The 19,124-nt window shown below is 42.4% G+C and carries 12 protein-coding genes; 2 read left to right on the top strand and 10 right to left on the bottom strand.

Going from position 1 to position 19,124, the window contains the following annotated elements; genetic code table 11:
- Positions 1-93: 93 nt before the first annotated feature.
- A complete protein-coding gene (locus tag RMX98_RS20545) occupies positions 94-1,170 on the top strand; it encodes an AI-2E family transporter (protein WP_322680255.1) in 1,077 nt (358 codons plus the stop codon).
- 296 nt (positions 1,171-1,466) lie between these two features.
- On the opposite strand, the gene RMX98_RS20540 is transcribed toward RMX98_RS20545, so the two are convergent.
- From RMX98_RS20540 to RMX98_RS20520, 5 genes are all read right to left on the bottom strand, one after another.
- Positions 1,467-2,696 (bottom strand): DUF1501 domain-containing protein, encoded by a 1,230-nt coding sequence (locus RMX98_RS20540; RefSeq protein ID WP_322680256.1) that lies wholly within the window; start codon positions 2,694-2,696, stop codon positions 1,467-1,469.
- Between the two features lie 96 nt (positions 2,697-2,792).
- Positions 2,793-4,346: a DUF1800 domain-containing protein gene (locus RMX98_RS20535; protein ID WP_322680257.1), complete on the bottom strand. Its 1,554-nt coding sequence runs from the start codon at positions 4,344-4,346 to the stop codon at positions 2,793-2,795.
- Between the two features lie 4 nt (positions 4,347-4,350).
- Entirely contained in the window at positions 4,351-4,821 is a 471-nt protein-coding gene (locus RMX98_RS20530; protein WP_322680258.1) for a Spy/CpxP family protein refolding chaperone, read from the bottom strand.
- A gap of 12 nt (positions 4,822-4,833) precedes the next feature.
- Positions 4,834-5,178 carry a hypothetical protein gene (locus RMX98_RS20525; RefSeq protein WP_322680259.1) on the bottom strand — a complete coding sequence of 115 codons (345 nt, stop codon included), beginning with the start codon at positions 5,176-5,178 and terminating at the stop codon, positions 4,834-4,836.
- The gene (locus RMX98_RS20520) at positions 5,175-5,771 is read right to left on the bottom strand and encodes a sigma-70 family RNA polymerase sigma factor (RefSeq protein ID WP_322680260.1); all 597 of its coding nucleotides are present in this window, start codon (positions 5,769-5,771) and stop codon (positions 5,175-5,177) included. Before RMX98_RS20520 ends, RMX98_RS20525 begins: the two co-directional genes overlap by 4 nt.
- Positions 5,772-6,077: 306 nt before the next feature.
- Here RMX98_RS20520 and RMX98_RS20515 point away from each other — a divergent pair, with 306 nt between their 5' ends.
- A complete protein-coding gene (locus RMX98_RS20515; RefSeq protein WP_322680261.1) occupies positions 6,078-6,332 on the top strand; it encodes a hypothetical protein in 255 nt (84 codons plus the stop codon).
- A 441-nt stretch (positions 6,333-6,773) separates the two neighbouring features.
- Here RMX98_RS20515 and treS read toward each other — a convergent pair whose 3' ends face one another.
- The 5 genes from treS to RMX98_RS20490 all read right to left on the bottom strand — a co-directional run bounded on the left by treS (position 6,774) and on the right by RMX98_RS20490 (position 18,726).
- On the bottom strand, positions 6,774-10,160 hold the full coding sequence (gene treS, locus RMX98_RS20510) for a maltose alpha-D-glucosyltransferase (RefSeq protein WP_322680262.1): 3,387 nt from the start codon (positions 10,158-10,160) through the stop codon (positions 6,774-6,776).
- 1,033 nt (positions 10,161-11,193) lie between these two features.
- Positions 11,194-13,689, bottom strand: coding sequence for an S-layer family protein (locus tag RMX98_RS20505; RefSeq protein WP_322680263.1), 2,496 nt, complete (start codon positions 13,687-13,689; stop codon positions 11,194-11,196).
- A gap of 135 nt (positions 13,690-13,824) precedes the next feature.
- Positions 13,825-16,275, bottom strand: coding sequence for an S-layer family protein (locus RMX98_RS20500; RefSeq protein ID WP_322680264.1), 2,451 nt, complete (start codon positions 16,273-16,275; stop codon positions 13,825-13,827).
- A 403-nt stretch (positions 16,276-16,678) separates the two neighbouring features.
- Positions 16,679-17,449 (bottom strand): phosphatase PAP2 family protein, encoded by a 771-nt coding sequence (locus RMX98_RS20495; protein ID WP_322680265.1) that lies wholly within the window; start codon positions 17,447-17,449, stop codon positions 16,679-16,681.
- Positions 17,450-17,484: 35 nt separating this feature from the next.
- Entirely contained in the window at positions 17,485-18,726 is a 1,242-nt protein-coding gene (locus tag RMX98_RS20490) for a hypothetical protein (RefSeq protein ID WP_322680266.1), read from the bottom strand.
- Between the last annotated feature and the right edge of the window lie 398 nt (positions 18,727-19,124).

Here is a 19,124-nt window from a genome sequence, read left to right as displayed (position 1 = left end):
AGGCTCACAGCTACTTTTCAAGAGAAAAATTCTATGCTATTCCAGGCACTAAATTTGGAAAGTTAAAACATAATAAGTGATAGTGTGATAGTAATGTCGAATCCTAGAGATACAGACAATGGATGGTCGCAGTTAACTCGTGGTGCGCCATTGGCAGTAATAGTAGCTGCGGCACTCTACATTTTATATCAACTTTTACCAGTATTAGAACTTTTAGTTGTTGCAGCATTGATCGCTTTAATTTTGCGAACTCTATTAAGATTTTTACAAAAGTTAGTCAAATCACAGGATGTTGCTGTTTTATTACTGATTGGATTAATCATTGGATTTGTGGTGGTATTAGCTACTGTAGTCCTACCTAGTGTGACATTTGAATCCCAAAAATTAATCAAAACATTACCAACTTATCTCAATAGATTGACAGGAGATGTTGAGCAACTGCGTCAAAAATTCACTTTTATTCCTGACATTTCCCAAGCACTAATACAATTACGGAATTTGACCGACCAGTTGCTAGGAGGAGTACCAGTTTTCTTAGGTGAAGCTTTAAGTTTAACCGTTGAGTTGGTGGCGACGTTAATTTTAGCGCTTTACATGGCTTACGATCCTAATTCCTTAGTGAAAGGGATTTTAAGATTAGTACCAAGGCAACATCACCAGAGGTTTAAAAGAATCCTTAAGGCTTGTGAAACAAGATTGCGAGGCTGGATTTTTGGGACAGGAATAGCGATGATATTTCTGGGTGCTGGAGCAACGTTGGGACTTTTGATTTTGGGGATTCCGTCAGCCCTACCATTTGGGATTATTGCAGGATTATTTGAAATAATTCCTTACTTTGGTTCGGTCATTGGTGCTTTTTTACCAGCATTAGTAGCATTGAGTATTTCACCGTTAAAACTAGTATTTGTGTTGATACTTTTCTTTATAATGAATCAAATAGATGCCCACGTTGTTCAGCCTTTGGTGATGGGTCAGCAAGTCAATATTCATCCAGTGATGGTGATTGTAACATTTTTGGTAATGGGTAAACTATTTGGATTTATAGGTGTGCTGCTTGCAGTGCCTGCGGCAGCAGTGATAATTACGTTTATTGATGAGTTTACGCCGTCAGAAAAGCTGATAGACTCAGTAGGAATTGAAGGTAGAATAGATGTTGAATCGAACGACTAAATAAGCAATTATCATATTCACTCAAGTGAACACTATTCAATAGCTTCGCCAATTTACGAGGCTATTGAATAGTGTTCACCTTGCAATACATTTCGGATCAAAAAGAGCCATTATTATGCATGATAATGTCATGTCCGGCAGATTAGTTATAATTCCTGCATCTGTGCAAAAAGTTGAAAACTCCTTTTCCCCCTGCCCCCTTGCGCTTTTAATGATAAGCCTTTAACCGGACACGATATTACAAGGATAGTTGAGCAAATGCTATTAGGTAAATTCTTGTCTTAACGAATAATTGCTTACTTGACAATTAATGCTACTTTTTGAGTAGAGGTATAATTTGGCAACACTTGATTCAATTTTGCTTCATTAAGATGCAGATGATTTTCTAACACGGTAGAGATAACATCCCGAAAATCAGTAGTAATAGCCAAGTCTCTACCTTGGTAAAGTTGGCCTGTAGAGAGACCAGGCCATTCACCGTAAACTTTACCACCACGAATTTTACCGCCTAAAACCCACATGACATTACCATGGCCGTGATCAGTACCACTATCATCATTTTGCTTGACTGTACGACCAAACTCAGACATCACGACAATCGTCGTATTCTGGTAAACGCTCCCCAAACCTTTGACCAAAGCTGCCAAACCGGAACCCAATTTTTTTAAGTTCCGAGCTAACTGTCCTTGAGTGCTACCTTGATTGACATGAGTATCCCAACCCCCCAAAGCCATAAACCCTAACTCAATTCGAGAATCTTTGAGCATTAGTTGTGCCAATCGTTGGGCATCGCTAGGAAAGCCATTAGGTAAAGGTGCACCATTATTTGCCAAATTCATTTCACTATCCAGGTCATTGATGATCGCCTGATGCGCTATCCGTCCTTGGCGATAGGTCTGACTTAGGGCATCATTACCGCTATAAAGTTGGTCAAATGCTGCTGCTAATTGAGGACGATCTATTGGCAGTCTGCTAGCGTTTCTCCCTGATGCGATGTTAGCTACAGGCATCCGTCCAGAAAAAATCTCGGGTGTTGTTTCTCCGACACTTACTGCTTGGATGGGTGTTTTTTGAGAAATCACCCCTAGTAAACGATTCATCCAACCATCTTGAGTATGTTTGTCACCGGGGGTAGCGTTTTCCATGTATTGTTGAGCATCAAAGTGAGAGCGAGTTGGATCGGGGGAACCACAAGCATGAACAAATGCCAAACTATTTTGCTGCCATTGGGGCATCAGAGAAGCTAATGCTGGATGCAAGCCAAAGCGTCCATCTAAATCTATTACTCCTCCTTCCTTTCCTGGTTGGGGGATAGCAATTTGCGGTCGAGCTTGATAGTAAGCTGTCTCTGAGTAAGGAACCACAATGTTTAAACCGTCTACTGCCCCCCGGAGGAAAATTACAATCAAGCGCTTCTGATCACTGTTTGGGATAGCAGATTTAGCTATCCAAGCATTGCTACTTACGGCTGTGATTGCGGAAGCTGAAAAAATTCCACTCTTGATGAGGAAGTCACGTCTTTTCATAAATTAAAATTACTGATATTAACTAGGAGTTATATGTATAAAAAATACAAGCGTGAATACTTGATAATTTAGTTTTATAACTTGACAATTGTGTAACTAACGATACATAAATTCTGGACTTCCCAAAATTAAAGCACTATGAATTTGAGGGGAACTAGAGGCGATCGCCTGCTGCGTTTTCAGTGAAAAAGAATTACCCAATGTATTGCTTAGTTGCCAAGCATCTACAGGAATACTGGGAGACTTTTGTAAAGGTCTTTGCTCTGTGGCGATTTTCTCCTGTACCAGTGTTCTCTCCCTCTGTCGCATATTTGTGGGGATGCTTGATAAGGGTAAATTTCCATTGGCGATCGCTGATGCAAAGCTGAGGCGGCGGTTCATTGCATCGGGATTTAACCATGCATTAGCTGTATTTTTGTAACCGTCTGGAGTTTGGCAACGGTATAGAGGCATTCCCAACTCTTGGAGCAGATTGGAGATTGGTCTTGTGTTCTTCACTTCGACACCTGTAGCTCGCACCGCCGAGATAGCGAATTGAAGTGGTGTTTTAAACTTAGCATTAAAGTTTTTTGCATCCCAGAATTCCCGGCTGTGGAATAGGGTGTTAAGAACCTCACGAATATTGCCATCAGTGGCAAGATAACGTTGTGTGAGATTGTTTACCAGAGTAGTCGGAGGAACATCGCTGACAAAATATTCAGCTATTTGATAACTGATATGACGTGCAGTTGCCGGACTTCGAGCCAAAATATCCAAAGCTTCCTCCCCTTGGGCTTCACCACCGCTTTTAATTGTGTGTCCCAGAAAAACTTTGTCGCTAAAATCATGACGCTTTGGATTGAAGTAAAATCCGAAACTATTATCTGTCTGCTGACTGGGACGACTGAAACCCCAACCACTTAAAATCCGCGCCAGAGCAATTACATCTTGCTGAGTATAACCTCCATCCACGCCGAGAGTGTGTAGCTCCATGAGTTCGCGGGCATAGTTTTCATTCAAACCTCGGACATGACCTTGGGCATCGGGGCGGCTGTCAACCCGATTTTGGAAGTTGTCCAGATAAAACTGCATAGCTGGATGATGAGCTGTTGCCCCTAACAGGTCACGAAAATGACCCAAAGCGTAAGGTCGAATCGCCTGTTGTTCATAAGCTCCTACCCAGAGGCTAACGCGTCCTTTAGCAGCATCTACATTAAAATGGTTATACCAAAAGTCCACCATCACTTCTTGAAGTTGTCGCTTACTGCTAGTTGCCTCTAATAACCGTGCTTGGACTGCCTGATCTAGCACATGTTTAGCCCACTTGTTGGCAGCTTTTTTTTCCGACTGGCTAGGTTTTTGTCCTGGGAGATGAGTTGTGCCATATTCTAAAAGTTCCACCGGATTCAAGCGGAGAGTATCTAGCTGCTTTAGTTGGGTGGTAAGACTTTGTGGTTCAGGAATCGATTCAGGTGAGAGTTGTTCTTGAATGTATTTTTCTACACCCATAGACTCAACTCTTTGCACATCTTGGGGACGAGGGCCAAAGCTAAGGCGATTAATTATATGTAATACTTTTGGGTCAACAGGTGTGGAGGCTGCATGACTGGGGTCAATTCCTCCCAGTAAGATCAACAGCAACAATACCCAATATTTCGGCTTTACAATCATAGAGTTAATTGTGCTGGGCTGGAGATAGAGGATTTTTCTTATACATCCGTTCGGCAAATTTTTGCCGTTGCTCTGGATTTAAAACTTCCCGAATCGCAAGCGTATTTTCAAACTGGGTATCAGCAAGCTGCTGCTTTACAAGCTTGATTTGGTTATATTTACCACGCACTTGCTCTTTAGTAGCTGTCCCTGCAATCAGGTCATGTAATTCCTGTTGCCCTTGACGTATCTCTTGTGATTTTTGGGCTATCTGCTGTTTGGATTGATTACGAATTTCTTTAATCTGTTGCAGTTGCTGGGATGTCAAATTCAAATCCTTGAGCCATCCCCCTGATTGACCACGATTTGGATGAGGTACACTTGTGGGGGTTTGGGCAATCACTTGGTGTAAAAGTAAAGTTGGCTTGGCCACAGCAATAGTGCTACCAAGGACAATCATCGCCACCGCCAAAATGGAAACACGACTACTTAACATCAAAGCGCTCTCCTATTCAGTATCTGAATCTGTAAAATGCCATATATCACTTTCCAGATGTTCGTTACTGACTGTACCTTGCCAATTGCTTTCAATAAAAGTTTCCAATGTGGCAAGTTCAGCCGGACTTGGTTGAGCCGGGATAAAAGCACGGTAGCCAACTATAGCAGCTACTAATCCAGCAGCAATGGGTAGAACTAACCTCAGCCTTGAATAGTGGCGTAAGGGTACTTGAGGCGAAGTTTTCACCTGTTGTAAGATTTGGTGTTCCAAATCAGGCGAGGCTGGTGGAACTTCTGGACAATGTTGGCATAGAAAATTAATTAGGTCAGAATCATCATTGGGGAGCTGAGTCATAGCTGTACTCCTTCGTTTTGGAGAAATTGACGCATGGCAGCACGAGCATGGAATAGGCGTGACTTGACTGTTCCCAGAGGAATATCTAGAATTTGTGCTACCTCTTTTTGAGGTACTTCTTCCAAATCATGCAAAACCAATATCGTGCGATGGTCAAAACTTAGGTTTGCCAGTCCCCGTTGCACAAGGTCTTGATAATGCAGATTGATTAACTCAGGCGCTGACTGTTGGGTAGGAGTTTTTTCACTCAAAATCTGTAATTGAGTTCGCCTTTTAACATCTGCCTGTCGCTCGTCATAAGCCATGTTCCATGCGATTCGGTACAGCCAGGTGGAAAATTTTGCTGTTTGGCGAAACTTGGGCAATCCTTTCCAGGCTTGCAGAAACACTTCCTGCACCACATCATCCAGGCAGGCAGGAGTACAGAGTTTGTAGAGGATTGACCTCACTTTTTGCTGATGGCGACGGTAAAGCTGACCGTAGCTTTGGGTATCACCCTGCAAACACTGCTGTACTAGATAACTGTCAGATTCGCTTTCTGATTCACCAATCAATTGATTTGCTTTATTAACCTTGGCTGGCACAACTAACACCTGAGGCGTTCTCCTCTATCCGTTTCGTTGCTTGTATTTATTAGACCGGATGAATGGAAAAAAGGTTCAAATGGGTTAGAAGTTGGGTCATAGGCAACACCTTCGCACCCCAAGTTGCCCGAAAATGCGATCGCTCAATTTTTACTGACATCAATTTGAAAAAAGAATGAAACAGATCCACGCCACACAACGAGTAATTAAGAACACGACCGATATTTTTTGAAAGCCGTCTGCCCTAATTGAACCTTTTGTAAAAGAAAAAAGTCTAAAACTATAGATTTCTGGTTCCATAAAAGGTATATCTTTATGAACATGAAAAGAATTCTCTCATCTTGTTTGTTAGGTGTTTTGCTGACTTCGAGTGTTTTAGCAGAGCGTGCATCTGCTCAAGTAGAAGTAATTTTGGGAAAAGATCACCGACATGAGTGGCGCGAACGAGAACAAGCGAGGCAGGAATGGCTACGCAGAGAGCGTGAAGAACGTGAGCACCGTGAATGGCAACGTAGAGAATACGAGAAACGTGAATGGCGCTCTAGACATGAGTATGACTATCGATACTAAATCACTTTCAGTCTTTAACCGGACACGATATAAATCATGCCTATCAAGATGACGCGTAGGTGTAGCCCGCACTTCTCTACGAGACGCTCCGCGTAGCTTGCTTCCCTGGAGGGGTACGGCTGCGCGGTAATCGAACGACTTGCACTGAGTTTCGACACAACGACAAGCTCAGTGCATCGCTTGGCGGTAATCGAGCGACTTGCACTGAGTTTCGACTACGCTCAACTACCGCGCAGTCGTTGTGAGTCGAAATTCAACTACCGCGCAGTCGTTGTGAGTCGAGATTCAGTGATGCCTACGGCGGTCACTGCTCAAACATTCTGTTGAGAACCGCGATTTCCGCAATATTTTAAGTGCTATTGTTTATTAACAAATAGTATCCGACCTTAATATTTCACGAATGGTTTGAATCTCATTTAGGATTGCGATCTCAAAAACTGCTTAAGCAGTTTTACTTAATAATTGCAGAATAAATTGGAGTGGAATTTCTATCCAATCAGAGTGATTATTTAGTTCATAGCCTAGTGCATCAATCGCTTGTTCTAGAAGATAGGCAAACAGCAGCACATCTAGTTCTTCTGTTGTGTTTGGAAGGAAAGATTCTTGATTAGCAGTTTCTAAATAAGAGTTCAAAAAGCTAGTACTGACCCAGGTATACCAAAACTGTCCCCATTGTTCTATAAGGGGTAAATTTTCAGGCAGGATCATCCCAGATTCTTTTTGATAACGGAGAGCTTCGTTAACTGCATAGTTGAAAGATAGCAACATTCCTGCTACATCTTGTAGAGGCGATCGCTTGATGCGTCGTTCGCTAAGACTACGATCTGCTTTGCCTTCAAAATCAGGAATAATAAAGTCTTTTCCTGTATAAAATACTTGCGATAAATGGTAGTTTCCATGATGACGAGTACGCAATGCAGTAATTTTTTGTCCGACAACTAACTGAAAGCGTTCTAAGATTTTCTGTTGGCTATTCAGAACTTCTAATGCTAATGGTTGAGTATCGGTTGGCAAGGATTTTACTCGTTCTTTTAACAACCGAAATACTTGTCCAGTTAAGTTACGTGCATTTTGATATATCGAACGTTGATAAAGTGATGAAAAAGATTCTGGAGCAAAGTTTGAGCTATCTATATTTGTAGCCAGCGCTATATGGAATTGGGCTGTGGATTTACCCAATAGCTCAACACTTTGCAAGTAAGAGGTGATAGTTGCAATTGCCATTTCTGGAATTTCAATTCTCTGTAAATCCAACAAAGAACCTGATGGCAGAGGCACTTCGGCAATAGTGGCGTGTTCTGTGGTCACTAAATCAAAGTACTTTTGCAAACTATCAAGGGTGTAATCCCAGCCACTGCGGATATCTGGAATAAACTCTTGTAATATGCCTATAGTCGTAGGTAGGGCTGTTTTATTGCCTGTTTTATTTGCACGGCGGTACTCTAAAGCACCAGCTAGGAAAACTGAGTTTTGCAACCCTTTTTTCTGGTATAGGAAACGCCGGATTTCTAAATCTGGGTGCAAACCTTCCTCAACTTTACGGAAGAGTTTCAACAACAAGCGATCGCCATAAACTATATAAGTATTGGTTTGTTCTTCTTTATTCAGGACAGTCGGCTCATGATTGGTTAACTGTCGGCGCAATTCGGAAAATGAATCAGTAGTAGTACCAAATAATTCTCCGGTTATCCCTTTATAAGAGTGATGATTAGCGATCGCATCATCTAGCAGTGAGGTGAGAAAGTTCTTGTCTGCTAAAGCATCAAATAAAATTCCAACTTCTTGAGTATTGGGTGGAGGAGTGTCTATTTTACTTTGCACCCCAAGCCGTGCAATTATAGCTTGCGGCATTTCTACCAAAAGATGTGTTGCTTGTTCACCTTCTGCATAGGCGAGAAATAACAGATAAGTTTCGTGATTTCCCTGGGTATAGTCTACCTGCAACCAAACAATTTGAGCTATCTGCTGGTTATAGGGTAAAGAAATCGCTTCAATGATTTGTACTGATTGTACAGTCTGAGTTTTGCCGCCAAACCAGCTACAGGTATAGAGATAATCCCGCAGTGTTGATTCTAGAACGCTTTTTGACTCTCGTTGCCCAATCACATTTTGCCATGAACCATTTACCAGCAGAGTTACTAAATCTGCTTGGGGTTTAGGCTCTTGAGTTGAGCTAAGTTTACGTTGTAAGGTGAACCAGTAAAACCCGTAAGGACTTAAGCTGAGGAAATAGGGCGATTCTGTAATCGGTGGAAACTCAGTGGAACCAAAAATTTCTACTGGTATTAGTCCATTGAAGGCTGATAAATCTAACGTCACCGTTTGCACGTAATGAGATAAATTTGCTACTACCAAAACATGTTCTTCAGAAGTAATCCGACTGAAGGCAAAAACTTTGCGATTATTAGACTGTAGCAATTCAAAACGCCCTTCACCCAATGCCGCAAACCGTTTGCGAGTAGCGAGTAAACGTTTCATCCAATACCAAAGAGAATTGCTATTAGTCCGTTGTGCCTCGACGTTGAGTGCTTCGTAGTGATATTCTGAGTCAACGATGACGGGTAGATACAAGCGTTGCGGGTTGGCGCGACTAAAACCAGCGTTGCGATCGGAACTCCACTGCATAGGTGTGCGAACACCATTGCGATCGCCTAGATAAACGTTATCTCCCATACCAATTTCATCACCGTAGTAAAGTACGGGGGTTCCTGGCAAAGATAACAGTAAACTATTGAGTAACTCTATTTGGCGGCGATCATTACCCAAAAGCGGCGCTAATCTACGACGGATGCCTAAATTTACCCGCATCATTGGGTCTTGTGCGTAGGCCCCATACATAAAATCGCGGTCTTCATCTGTCACCATTTCTAGAGTCAGTTCGTCATGGTTGCGGAGGAACAATGCCCACTGACAGTTATCAGGAATCGATGGTGTTTGCTGAAGAATATCTACAATCGGGAAATTATCTTCCATCCGCACTGCCATAAACAAACGCGGCATTAGGGGAAAATGAAAGTTCATGTGACACTCATCCCCTGCACCGTAATACTCGGCTGCATCTTCAGGCCATTGGTTGGCCTCAGCTAGTAACATCCGGTTAGGAAATTTCGCGTCGATGTGCGATCGCAACTCCTTCAAAAACGCATGGGTTTCGGGTAAGTTTTCGCAGTTCGTTCCTTGTCGTTCGTAGAGATAAGGTACAGCATCCATGCGTAGTCCATCTACACCCATCTCCAACCAAAAATCTAGAACATCAAATACTGCCTCGCGCACCAAGGGATTGTCATAATTCAAATCCGGCTGATGGGAATAGAAACGATGCCAGCAATAAGCTTTGGCAACTGAATCCCAAGCCCAGTTAGATGTCTCAAAATCTTGGAAGATAATTCGCGCTTCCTGGTATTTTTCAGGAGTATCACTCCAAACATAAAAATCTCGCTCCTGACTTCCTTTCGGGGCGCGACGCGCTCTTTGAAACCAAGGATGTTGGTCAGAGGTATGGTTAATAATTAATTCTATAATTACCCGAATACCGCGCTGATGAGCAGCGCTCAAAAACGCTTTAAAGTCTTCTAACGTGCCATAGATAGGATTGATACTAGTATAATCGGCAATATCGTAACCATCATCTCTAAGTGGTGAAGGAAAAAAAGGTAACAACCAAATGGCAGTAATACCTAAATCTTGTAAATAGTCTAGTTTTTCTGTCAGCCCTGGAAAATCACCAATCCCATCACCATTACTGTCAGCAAATGTGCGAACACCTAATTCGTAGATAATTGCATTTTTGAACCATAATGAGTCATCTTTCAAGTTGGAGTTTGGCATTCTTTTAAGAAGATATGCGATCGCATATCTAATAGAACTATATTTTTACTTGATACAATCGCTGAGATAATCAGCTTATTTAGTTTATACGAGTAATGTATACATTTTCTTACTTAAATCATGAAACTACCAAACGAGTTATATTTAGTGATAAATAATTATATCAACTGTGTATATACATAGGACTTGAAATATGCGTTCAAAAACTGCCAGAGTGCTCTTAGCAATAACTGTGGCATTTTGGAGCTGATTATGATCTGAAGTTTGCTTGTCCAAAAGAATTAAACATTCGCTCTTGCAAAAGTTAAATATATAGGCTATGCAGCGCCCATCTTCAAGAGCAATTAGGTGGGTTATATCATAGTACAAAGAATTTGACTCAAGGATTTCGTAGGTTTTACCAGAATTAAACTTTGAAATTTGCCAAGAATGACCGCTATTAGCATAAAGTATGGCTCCATCAAATCGCTCCAAGATTTGAATGTGTTCTTGGGGAACTGCATCAGAAACGTTTTTAGAAAATTCCGAACAATTAATAGGCGCTTGTGTGATCTGCTGCTGTTGAATTTTGTCGAGTAACTGTAGCTCAAAAAAAGATATCAAATGGGTTCTATAATGGATAGCTTTTTAAGGGGAGCAAAAAGCTTTCAAACTCCCCCAATTTATCGGGGAGGCAGTGCGGTCTTCTCCCATTCGTGAGAGGCTAGCGCCAAGGGGTCTGCCCAAGTGGAGCAACTGCCGTCAACTGCCGTCAAGTGGCGTGGATTTAGGGGGATCTCCAAGGGCTAGGTGTATACAAAAAACTTTTCAGACATTCTCTTAGGGGATTTCTAATTGAATACAGTAAGTAGACGCGATTAAACCGAACTATGTAAAGTTTTGTATAGGGAAAAGGGAAAAGGTTAAAGGGGAAAGGGGAAAGGAAAGAATTAAACCTTTACCCCTTACCCCTTACCCTTTACCCTAGCCGAAGGCTTTTTCCCTTACCCTTCTTAATATAGTTATGTTTATTTCCGTCGGCTTACTTATTATGTTATCTGGAAATCCCGGCACAGGTTAATTTTTGTTGCACCTGTGTAGTCGCATTAGCTGCAATTAACTCGATTTTTCCTTGTGCATTGCGTCGCCAACCAGTGGCTTGGACAGGAGTTTCTGCGGATTCAGGTATTTGTGCCGTGACTTCCCCAGTTTTACGGTATGCAGAGATATCGCGGATATCAGACCAAGTGCGATCGCTCGTCACTTGCTGATTGGGATTTTGCGGCACACCACCCCGTCCCGTTGCCACAAAGCGGCTGCCTTCACTACTCGCGCAGCCTGTAGCAATTTGCTGCGATGGATCGGTGACTTTTGCTGGCAGTTCGACTAAACCCGAATTTGGATCGATACCGATAGTATTAACTTGAACCGTGCCACTTACCCCAAATTGGGAACTGGCGGTGATGTCACTATCAGGAGTGAGTTGGTTGCCAAACTTCAGCCCAAAGATGCCTTGAGTGGTGATTTGGATATTACCACCTCTGCCTCGGACTGCATTGGCAATAATGTCGCTGTTTTTTAAGCCGACGATGATGGGTGCATTGATGTTGATATTACCTCCATTCCCTGAACCGCCAGCTGTTGAGGTTATCTGGCTATTGTCTTGCAGAAGCAACAGGTTTTTGGTGGACAATTTAATATTGCCACCATTACCGGATTCTGTTTGTGCTTGAATAAACCCTTGATTCTTTAATTGGATGGTATCTGAATTGATGTTAATATTGCCCCCATTTCCACTGCCTTGACTGGTGACACTGACTGTCCCACCATTCGTCAGCGTTAAATTCGGTGTGGTAATGCTCACAGTGCCGGCATTCGCTGTTAATATATCTGGTAAACCAAATCGTTTCCGCAATGACGGATCGGGTCGGATGGTGGAGGCGTTAATGCTGCTATTAGTTGCCCGACCTTGACCACTGATGGCGATTGATTCGGTAGCGTTGATACTCAAATCTCCCCCATTACCTGCAAAAAATGCGGTGGTGGCAACCGCTCCCCCATCTAGAATTTGCAATTTGGCAGTATCCAGGCTCAAGGTTTTGGCGCTTCCAGTTGCAAATGTAATTGAGCTAATGTTGCTGTAAAGTCCAGAGGGACTTTCTCCCATCACTGTGGTATTGTTGTTGTGAATCGTCACTTTACCGCTAGAACCACTGCCAAAGGTAGCCGAAGATAGTGAGGCACCGCTTGATACTAGTAGACTATTACTATTGACGAAAACATCACCAGCATTCCCAGTGCCTAATGTACTAGTGTTTACCGTGGTGACATCAGCAGGATTATTGGGTGAAAAGCCAGACAGTTCAATGGTGGTTGCATCAATGTAAATATTGCCACTCGGAGCTGCTCCAAGAGTTGTGCTATTTAACCCCGCTCCCGACTTGATAGTGAAGTTGGGAGTAATAACGCTGATATTCCCACTAGCTCCCATACCCAAAGCATTGGTACGCACTCCGCTCTGAATTGTGGCATCAGCCGTTTTGGCAATTAGATTAATGGACTCTGTAGCCTGAAGGCGAATGTCACCACCGGGGAGATTGCCAAAATTTTGCGCCAGTACCAGAGAGCCATCGGTGAATTGAATTTGCCTACCCTGTATTTGCACCGAACCTGCATTCACGCCGCTAATATCTAATAGCGATCGCTTTACTAGCTCAATATTGCCAAAGCGTTGCACATCACCATATCCCAATGTATAGCCCCGTGCAGTTGGCATCAGGCTGATAAGTCCTGTACTTCTGACACTGCCCAATTCTATTTGCCCTTGTTCGGCGAGCAAGGTTGCCCCATTTAGATGTATGTCGCCACCAATCAAAGCTATGGTGTTTCCCGGCTGTACCTGGAGTTTTGTAGAACTGGGAATCCGAGTTAGGGAAGCCAGAGTCAGTCCACTCGTATTCGCCAAGGAGTACCCTGTGCCTTGAATTGTAATCGGTGCAGGATTGCTGCCCATTTGCAACCCAATAGGAACATTGATACTCAATAACGGGGCAGCTTGCGAATTAATAGCGCTAAACTCAACGCCATCGGCAAATTTGATGCTGTTGGCAGTTGTGCTGATAAACGATCCGCCAATATTCAATTGAGCATTTTCCCGAAACACAATCCCCGCAGGATTCATTAAAAACAAACTCACAGGATAATTACTGTTGAGAGTTTGAATTAATCCGTTTATATCGGAAACATTTCCACCCGTAACCCGACTAAATATAGTTGTAATATTTGGTGTGTTGGTTAAATCAAAATTTGCTGAAGTACCTCTAGGCAAAGAAAAATTGCTGAAACTGTGAAATAAATTATTATCTTTTTGTATACCGTTAATAATATTAAAATTCTTACCACTTTGGTTGACAATGGTGTTAGTTGTGCCATCGGATGTCACCTGAGCATTAGCAGCGCTGTTCCAAAGGAAGATGATTCCTAATGGTAGCAGCATGACACTTGCCAGTATTGGATTAACCAAGCCCAAGATTACAGAAAGCGCTTGCATATTTAGTTTTATTTTATACTAAGCTTAATATTCCCGAAATACTATTGTTGTTAACACCAGCGACAAGGAAGCTATTTGAATACTGAAAGTATTTGCGAGCGCACGACATTAAACCAGTTGAATTTTTAGGGCAAATTAACTTTTGGGAACCACAGCACAACTTAACTGCGGCTGTAAATGTGTGGGAGATTGTGCCGCAACTAATTCAACTTTGCCATCAGCATGACGATGCCAGGAAGTGGCTTCGATGAGAGCTTCTGAGGATTGAGGTATTTGTGCTTGTACTGTCTGGGTTTGACGGTATGCAGAGATATCGCGCACATCAGACCAAGTGCGATCGCTCGTCACTTGCTGATTGGGATTTTGTGGTATTCCACCTCGTCCCGTGGCGACAAATTTACTTCCTTGATTTGCAGAACAACCACTGGCTATTTGCTGCGATGAATCAGTGACATTTGCTGGTAGTTCTACCAAGCCAGAATTAGGATCGACTCCAATAGTATTAACTTGAACAGTGCCACTCACCCCAAATTGAGAACTGGCGGAGATGTCACTTTCTGGGGTGAGGCGATCGCGGTACTTCAGCCCAAAGATACCTTGGGTGGTGATTTGAATATTGCCCCCCCGGCCTTTAATAGCATTAGCAATAATGTCACTGTTTTCTAAGCCAACGATGATCGGTGCATTAAGGTTTATATTACCTCCATCACCATTACCACCTGCTGTTGCGGCGATCGCGCTATTGTCGCGCAGAAGCAACAAATTCCCAACTTCTAAGGCGATATTACCTCCATTACCTGATTCTGTTTGTGCCTGGATGCTTCCTTGACGGTCTAATCGGATGGTATTGGCTGCGATCTTGAGACTGCCACCATTGCCGCTACCTTGACTGGTGACACTGACTGTTCCACCATCTGTCACCGTCAGATTCGGCGTGGTAATGCTCACATTACCCGCATTTGCCGTAAGTTGATCCGGTAGATGGAATTTTTGCCGCAGTAGCGGAGGTAGTAGGATGCTAGATGAGTTGATACTGCTGTTATTGTTCTGACCGTGACCCCTAATCTCGATGGATTCCGTGGCGTTAATGCTCAAATCTCCCCCATTCCCGGCCAAAAATGTGGCGGCGGCAACTGTTCCCCCATCCAGAATTTGCAACTTGGCGGTATCTAGGGTCAAAGTTTTGGCGTTTCCGGTCGCAAAAGTGATTGAGGTAATGTTGCTGTAAAGTCCGAGGGGGTTTTCTCCCATCACCGTGGTGTTGGTGTTACGAATCGTCACTTTACCGCTAGAGCCACTGCCAAAGGTAGCTGAAGTCAGTGCGGCACCATTTGAGAGCAGTAAACTATTGGCATTGACAGAGATATCGCCAGCGCTCCCAGAACCATAGCTAGAAGTAGAAAGGACACTAACGCTATTTGGATTGATTGGTGAGAAGCCAGACAGTTCAATCGCTGTTGCATCAATGTGGATATTGCCACTGGGAGCCACTCTAACTGAAGTGGTATTCAACCCCCCTCCCTGTTTGAGGGTGAGCCTGGGAGTAATCACACTGATGTTCCCACTAGCTCCGATACCCACAGCTTCAGTACGCACCCCGCTTCGAATTGTGCCATCAGCTGTTGTGCCAATCAAATCAATCGCCTCTGTAGCCTGAAAGCGAATGTCGCCACCGGGGAGATTGCCGAAATTTCGCGCTACCACCAGGGAGCCATCACTGAATTGAATGTGTCGCCCCCGAATTTGAACGGAACCTGCATTCACCCCGCTTATATCTAATAGCGATCGCCCTGCTAGCTGAATATCACCAAACTTTTGCCCATCTTCATATCCCAAAGTATACCCCTGTGCAGTTGGGATCAAACTAACTAACCCTGCACCACTCACACTGCCTAATTCTACTTGCCCTTGCTTGGCGGTGAGAGTTGCTCCATTCAGTTCCAGATTCCCACCCACCAAGGCTAGGGTTTTTCCCGGCTGTAGCCGCAATTCTGTAGCACTCGGATTTTGAGTGGCAAGAATCGCTCCTCCGGGATTGCTCAAGGAGTGTCCTGTGCCTTGAACGCTGATTAATGCCGGATTGCTACCCATTTGCAATCCAAGGGGAACATTGATGCTCAACAGTGAGGTAGTTTGGGAATTAATGGTGCTAAACTCAACACCATCAGCAAAGTTGATGCTATTGGCTGTCGTACCGATAAACGAACCGCCAATATTTAATCTCGCATTTGCTCCAAAGATGATTCCACTGGGATTGAGCAGAAATAGATTAGCGATACCATTGGCTTTAATTAAACCATCAATGTTGGAAACACTGCCTCCAGTCACACGACTGAAAATGTTTTGGATATCTGAAGCATTATTGAAGAAAGCCGAGCCGTTGGTGGGAACTGAGAATTGGCTGAAGCTGTGGAAGAGGTTGTTGCCAACTCGATTACCGTTGATGATGGTGAAGTTATCGCCATTTTGAGAAACACTGGTATTGAGCGTGCCGTCGGGAATTATTTGAGCATTAGCAAAGCTGGAGCCGATCGCACCGATTAATATTTCACTGACTAAACTAAACCAAATACTAGAAGCTTTCATTACTCAGTTCACGGATATTTTTTACTTAAGTAAGCCGACGGAAATAAATATAACTATATTAAGAAGGGTAAGGGAAAAAGCCTTCGGCTAGGGAAAAGGGTAAGGGGTAAGGGGTAAAGGTTTAATTCTTTCCTTTCCCCTTTCCCCTTTAACCTTTTCCCTTTTCCCTTTCCCCATACAAAACTTTACATAGTTCGGTTTAATCGCGTCTTTTTACTTAAAATTCCCTAAATGGTATGTTTCCTAACATTGCCTGGAATTAAAATAATTCATAAAGTGAGATATTTAGTGAAAAAGAATGTAGAGACGTAGCATTGCTACGTCTCTACAAGGGTTCTGGATCAATACTTTTCGGGTTTTGGGGGAAAGGAGAAAGAGAAAGGTTTTAATTCACCTTTTCCCCTTACCCTTCCTCATTTATCAACTTTTTTTCTTCAGGGAGTAAGGTAGTTTCATTCTCAGGGCGATCGCCATCTACGGATTTGGCTATAGTTATATACGGTTTGATAATTAGACTGACACCAATTGTCCAACCTAATGCAACCATCCAACCTGCGAGAATGTCACTAGGAAAATGAACCCCCAGATAGAGACGACACCACGCAATAGCTATTATATATAGGCTCCCGAATATGAGAACCAACCAGCGCCAAGAAGTAGCCCAAGTTAAGAATAACAAAATTGCTACCAGTGTTACACTCGTCATCGCATGAGCGCTGGGAAATGCAAAAGTAGACTCAGGTGCAATGGACTGCCACAATTGTGGACGCACTCGATGCATTAATTGTTTTGCTGTGCGGTTGATGATGATGCTTCCTGCTGAGGCGGTGAGTAAATAAGCTAGCGATCGCCAGCGTTTTTGAAGTAGTAACATGAGTGCGATCACCCCCAAAATCACCATCGCCGTCCAAGGCAACCCAATTGTAGCTAGGGTGACAGCTAAAACATCTAACTGTGGGTTGGCTGTAGAATGAACCGCTAACAGAATCGGCGCATCCCACGGAAAGCCTGCTTGATTCTTCCATATATTCACTGTCAAGATTTCAAAAATCTGCAAAGGTAAATACACTCCGATCAAGAGGAGTAAGAGCGATCGCCAACGAGCAATCAACAGGTTTTTGAGAAAATCAAGCGGCGACTTACTCTCTTTATTAATTTGTTTCTCTTTTTCCATATTTAAATTAAAAAGGCGATCGACGACTTCACTGATTACAAATTACTGGAAACTTGAGAAGTTCCACAATGTTTACAGTACGACAAATGCTTGTAAGTAAGATTATGACAGTTATGGCATTCAATGTACTGATGATATCCGCAATGTGGACAGTAAGTATCAAGATGTCGAATTTTCTTAGCACAATTGACACATCGTGATTTTTGAACTCTGCTAGCTGCTTGGACTTTAGCGTTAAAGACAAATTTTTGAAAAAATTGGATGATTCCAAAACCAATAACTGGAATCAGCAAGATATAAACATAATTTATCAGGAAAAGTAAACCGCCAAAAATGGCACTGACTATATCAAATAAAAATTTGAATATTGCACCTATTTGGAGAAATTCAAATATTTTAATGATTAATGGGATAAAAAAGATAACTAGCAAATGCCAGCTAATTAGCGAGACGAGTCCATATCCTCTTCTTTGGGCAAATTTGTGAACTGATAAGGCAATGAAAATCAGTGGTAAAAGAAAGAGGGACTGAAAACCAAGCTGGATACTTGGATACCAAAATGATGCTTGCTGATAGCCTTTATCAACTTCTTGGAATCGATTGTCATCTTTAATAAAGGCTATAAAACTAATACTTTCCGGTTTAGCTAGCAGTTCATTTTTAAGAGTAGAAATTTCTTGTTGAAGAGTAGAAATTTGGCGATTATTCTCTTCTAATGTCTGTTTAGCTTTTTCAGCACTGACTTGATTAATTGATTGTTCGCTACTCTGTCCGGCAATTTTTTCTAAGAGCGTTGAGTCATACTGAGATTTAACAGTGCTATTGGTTTGTTCCAACCTACTAATTTTTGCCTGTTTTTGCTCGATGATTTTGATAATTTGCTGCTTTTCAGAATTCTTAATCTTATCTTTGTAATCTGCATATTGCAAACAGGTTTGAGAAACCTTACCTAGATGTCCTGCTTCAGCTTGTTGATAGTTTCCCCGAAAACTAAATTGATTGTTCGTGTCAGATGGCAATGAAAGTCTAACAATTTCATAGTCTTTATCTTTAGTGGTTTTCGCTCGGTAATTTTGCCATTCTGAATAACATGGATAAGCCTCAGTTGGACTGATATGCCATCTGCTAATATCATCGAGTCCGGTAAAAACATTAATTAAGATAAAAATATCAACTATAATAATGACAATCAAACTTACTTTATTCAGTGGTTCGTTGTTGATTGTTCTGGAATTACTAAAAAATTGACTCAAAATTCGGCGAATTCTGGCAAACATATTGTCTTTTAAAGAAATGTAAATTTAATCCGAATCAATTTTATGCGATCGTTAGTGAATAGCTAGACAAAAATACATCTACCGATCTGAAGATTTGTTAATTGCTGGAAAAAAACAAAATCCCCGACAACTTTTACGAAGTCGGGAATCTGTGTTTTTCAATTCTCACAAATCAGGCTGCGGTCAAAAATATCATAACTTTCGCCTGAAGTTTACACAATGTTTATAATTTATGAGAGCGATGCCTACGCACCTGTGTACTCGATCGCGGTGCGACAAAGTTTGAAGTACTCTAACACGACTTTGAAGTACCTCATATCATGTTTGCATAATTAGTTACGATTCCTATAGTCATATCTCACCAAGCCCAACCACTGCCAGCAAAAAGTGATACGGTG

Origin of the sequence: Nostoc sp. DedQUE02, from assembly GCF_034531035.1 — a bacterium.
Taxonomy (GTDB): domain Bacteria; phylum Cyanobacteriota; class Cyanobacteriia; order Cyanobacteriales; family Nostocaceae; genus Nostoc.
This window is presented reverse-complemented; position numbering and strand designations above follow the sequence as displayed.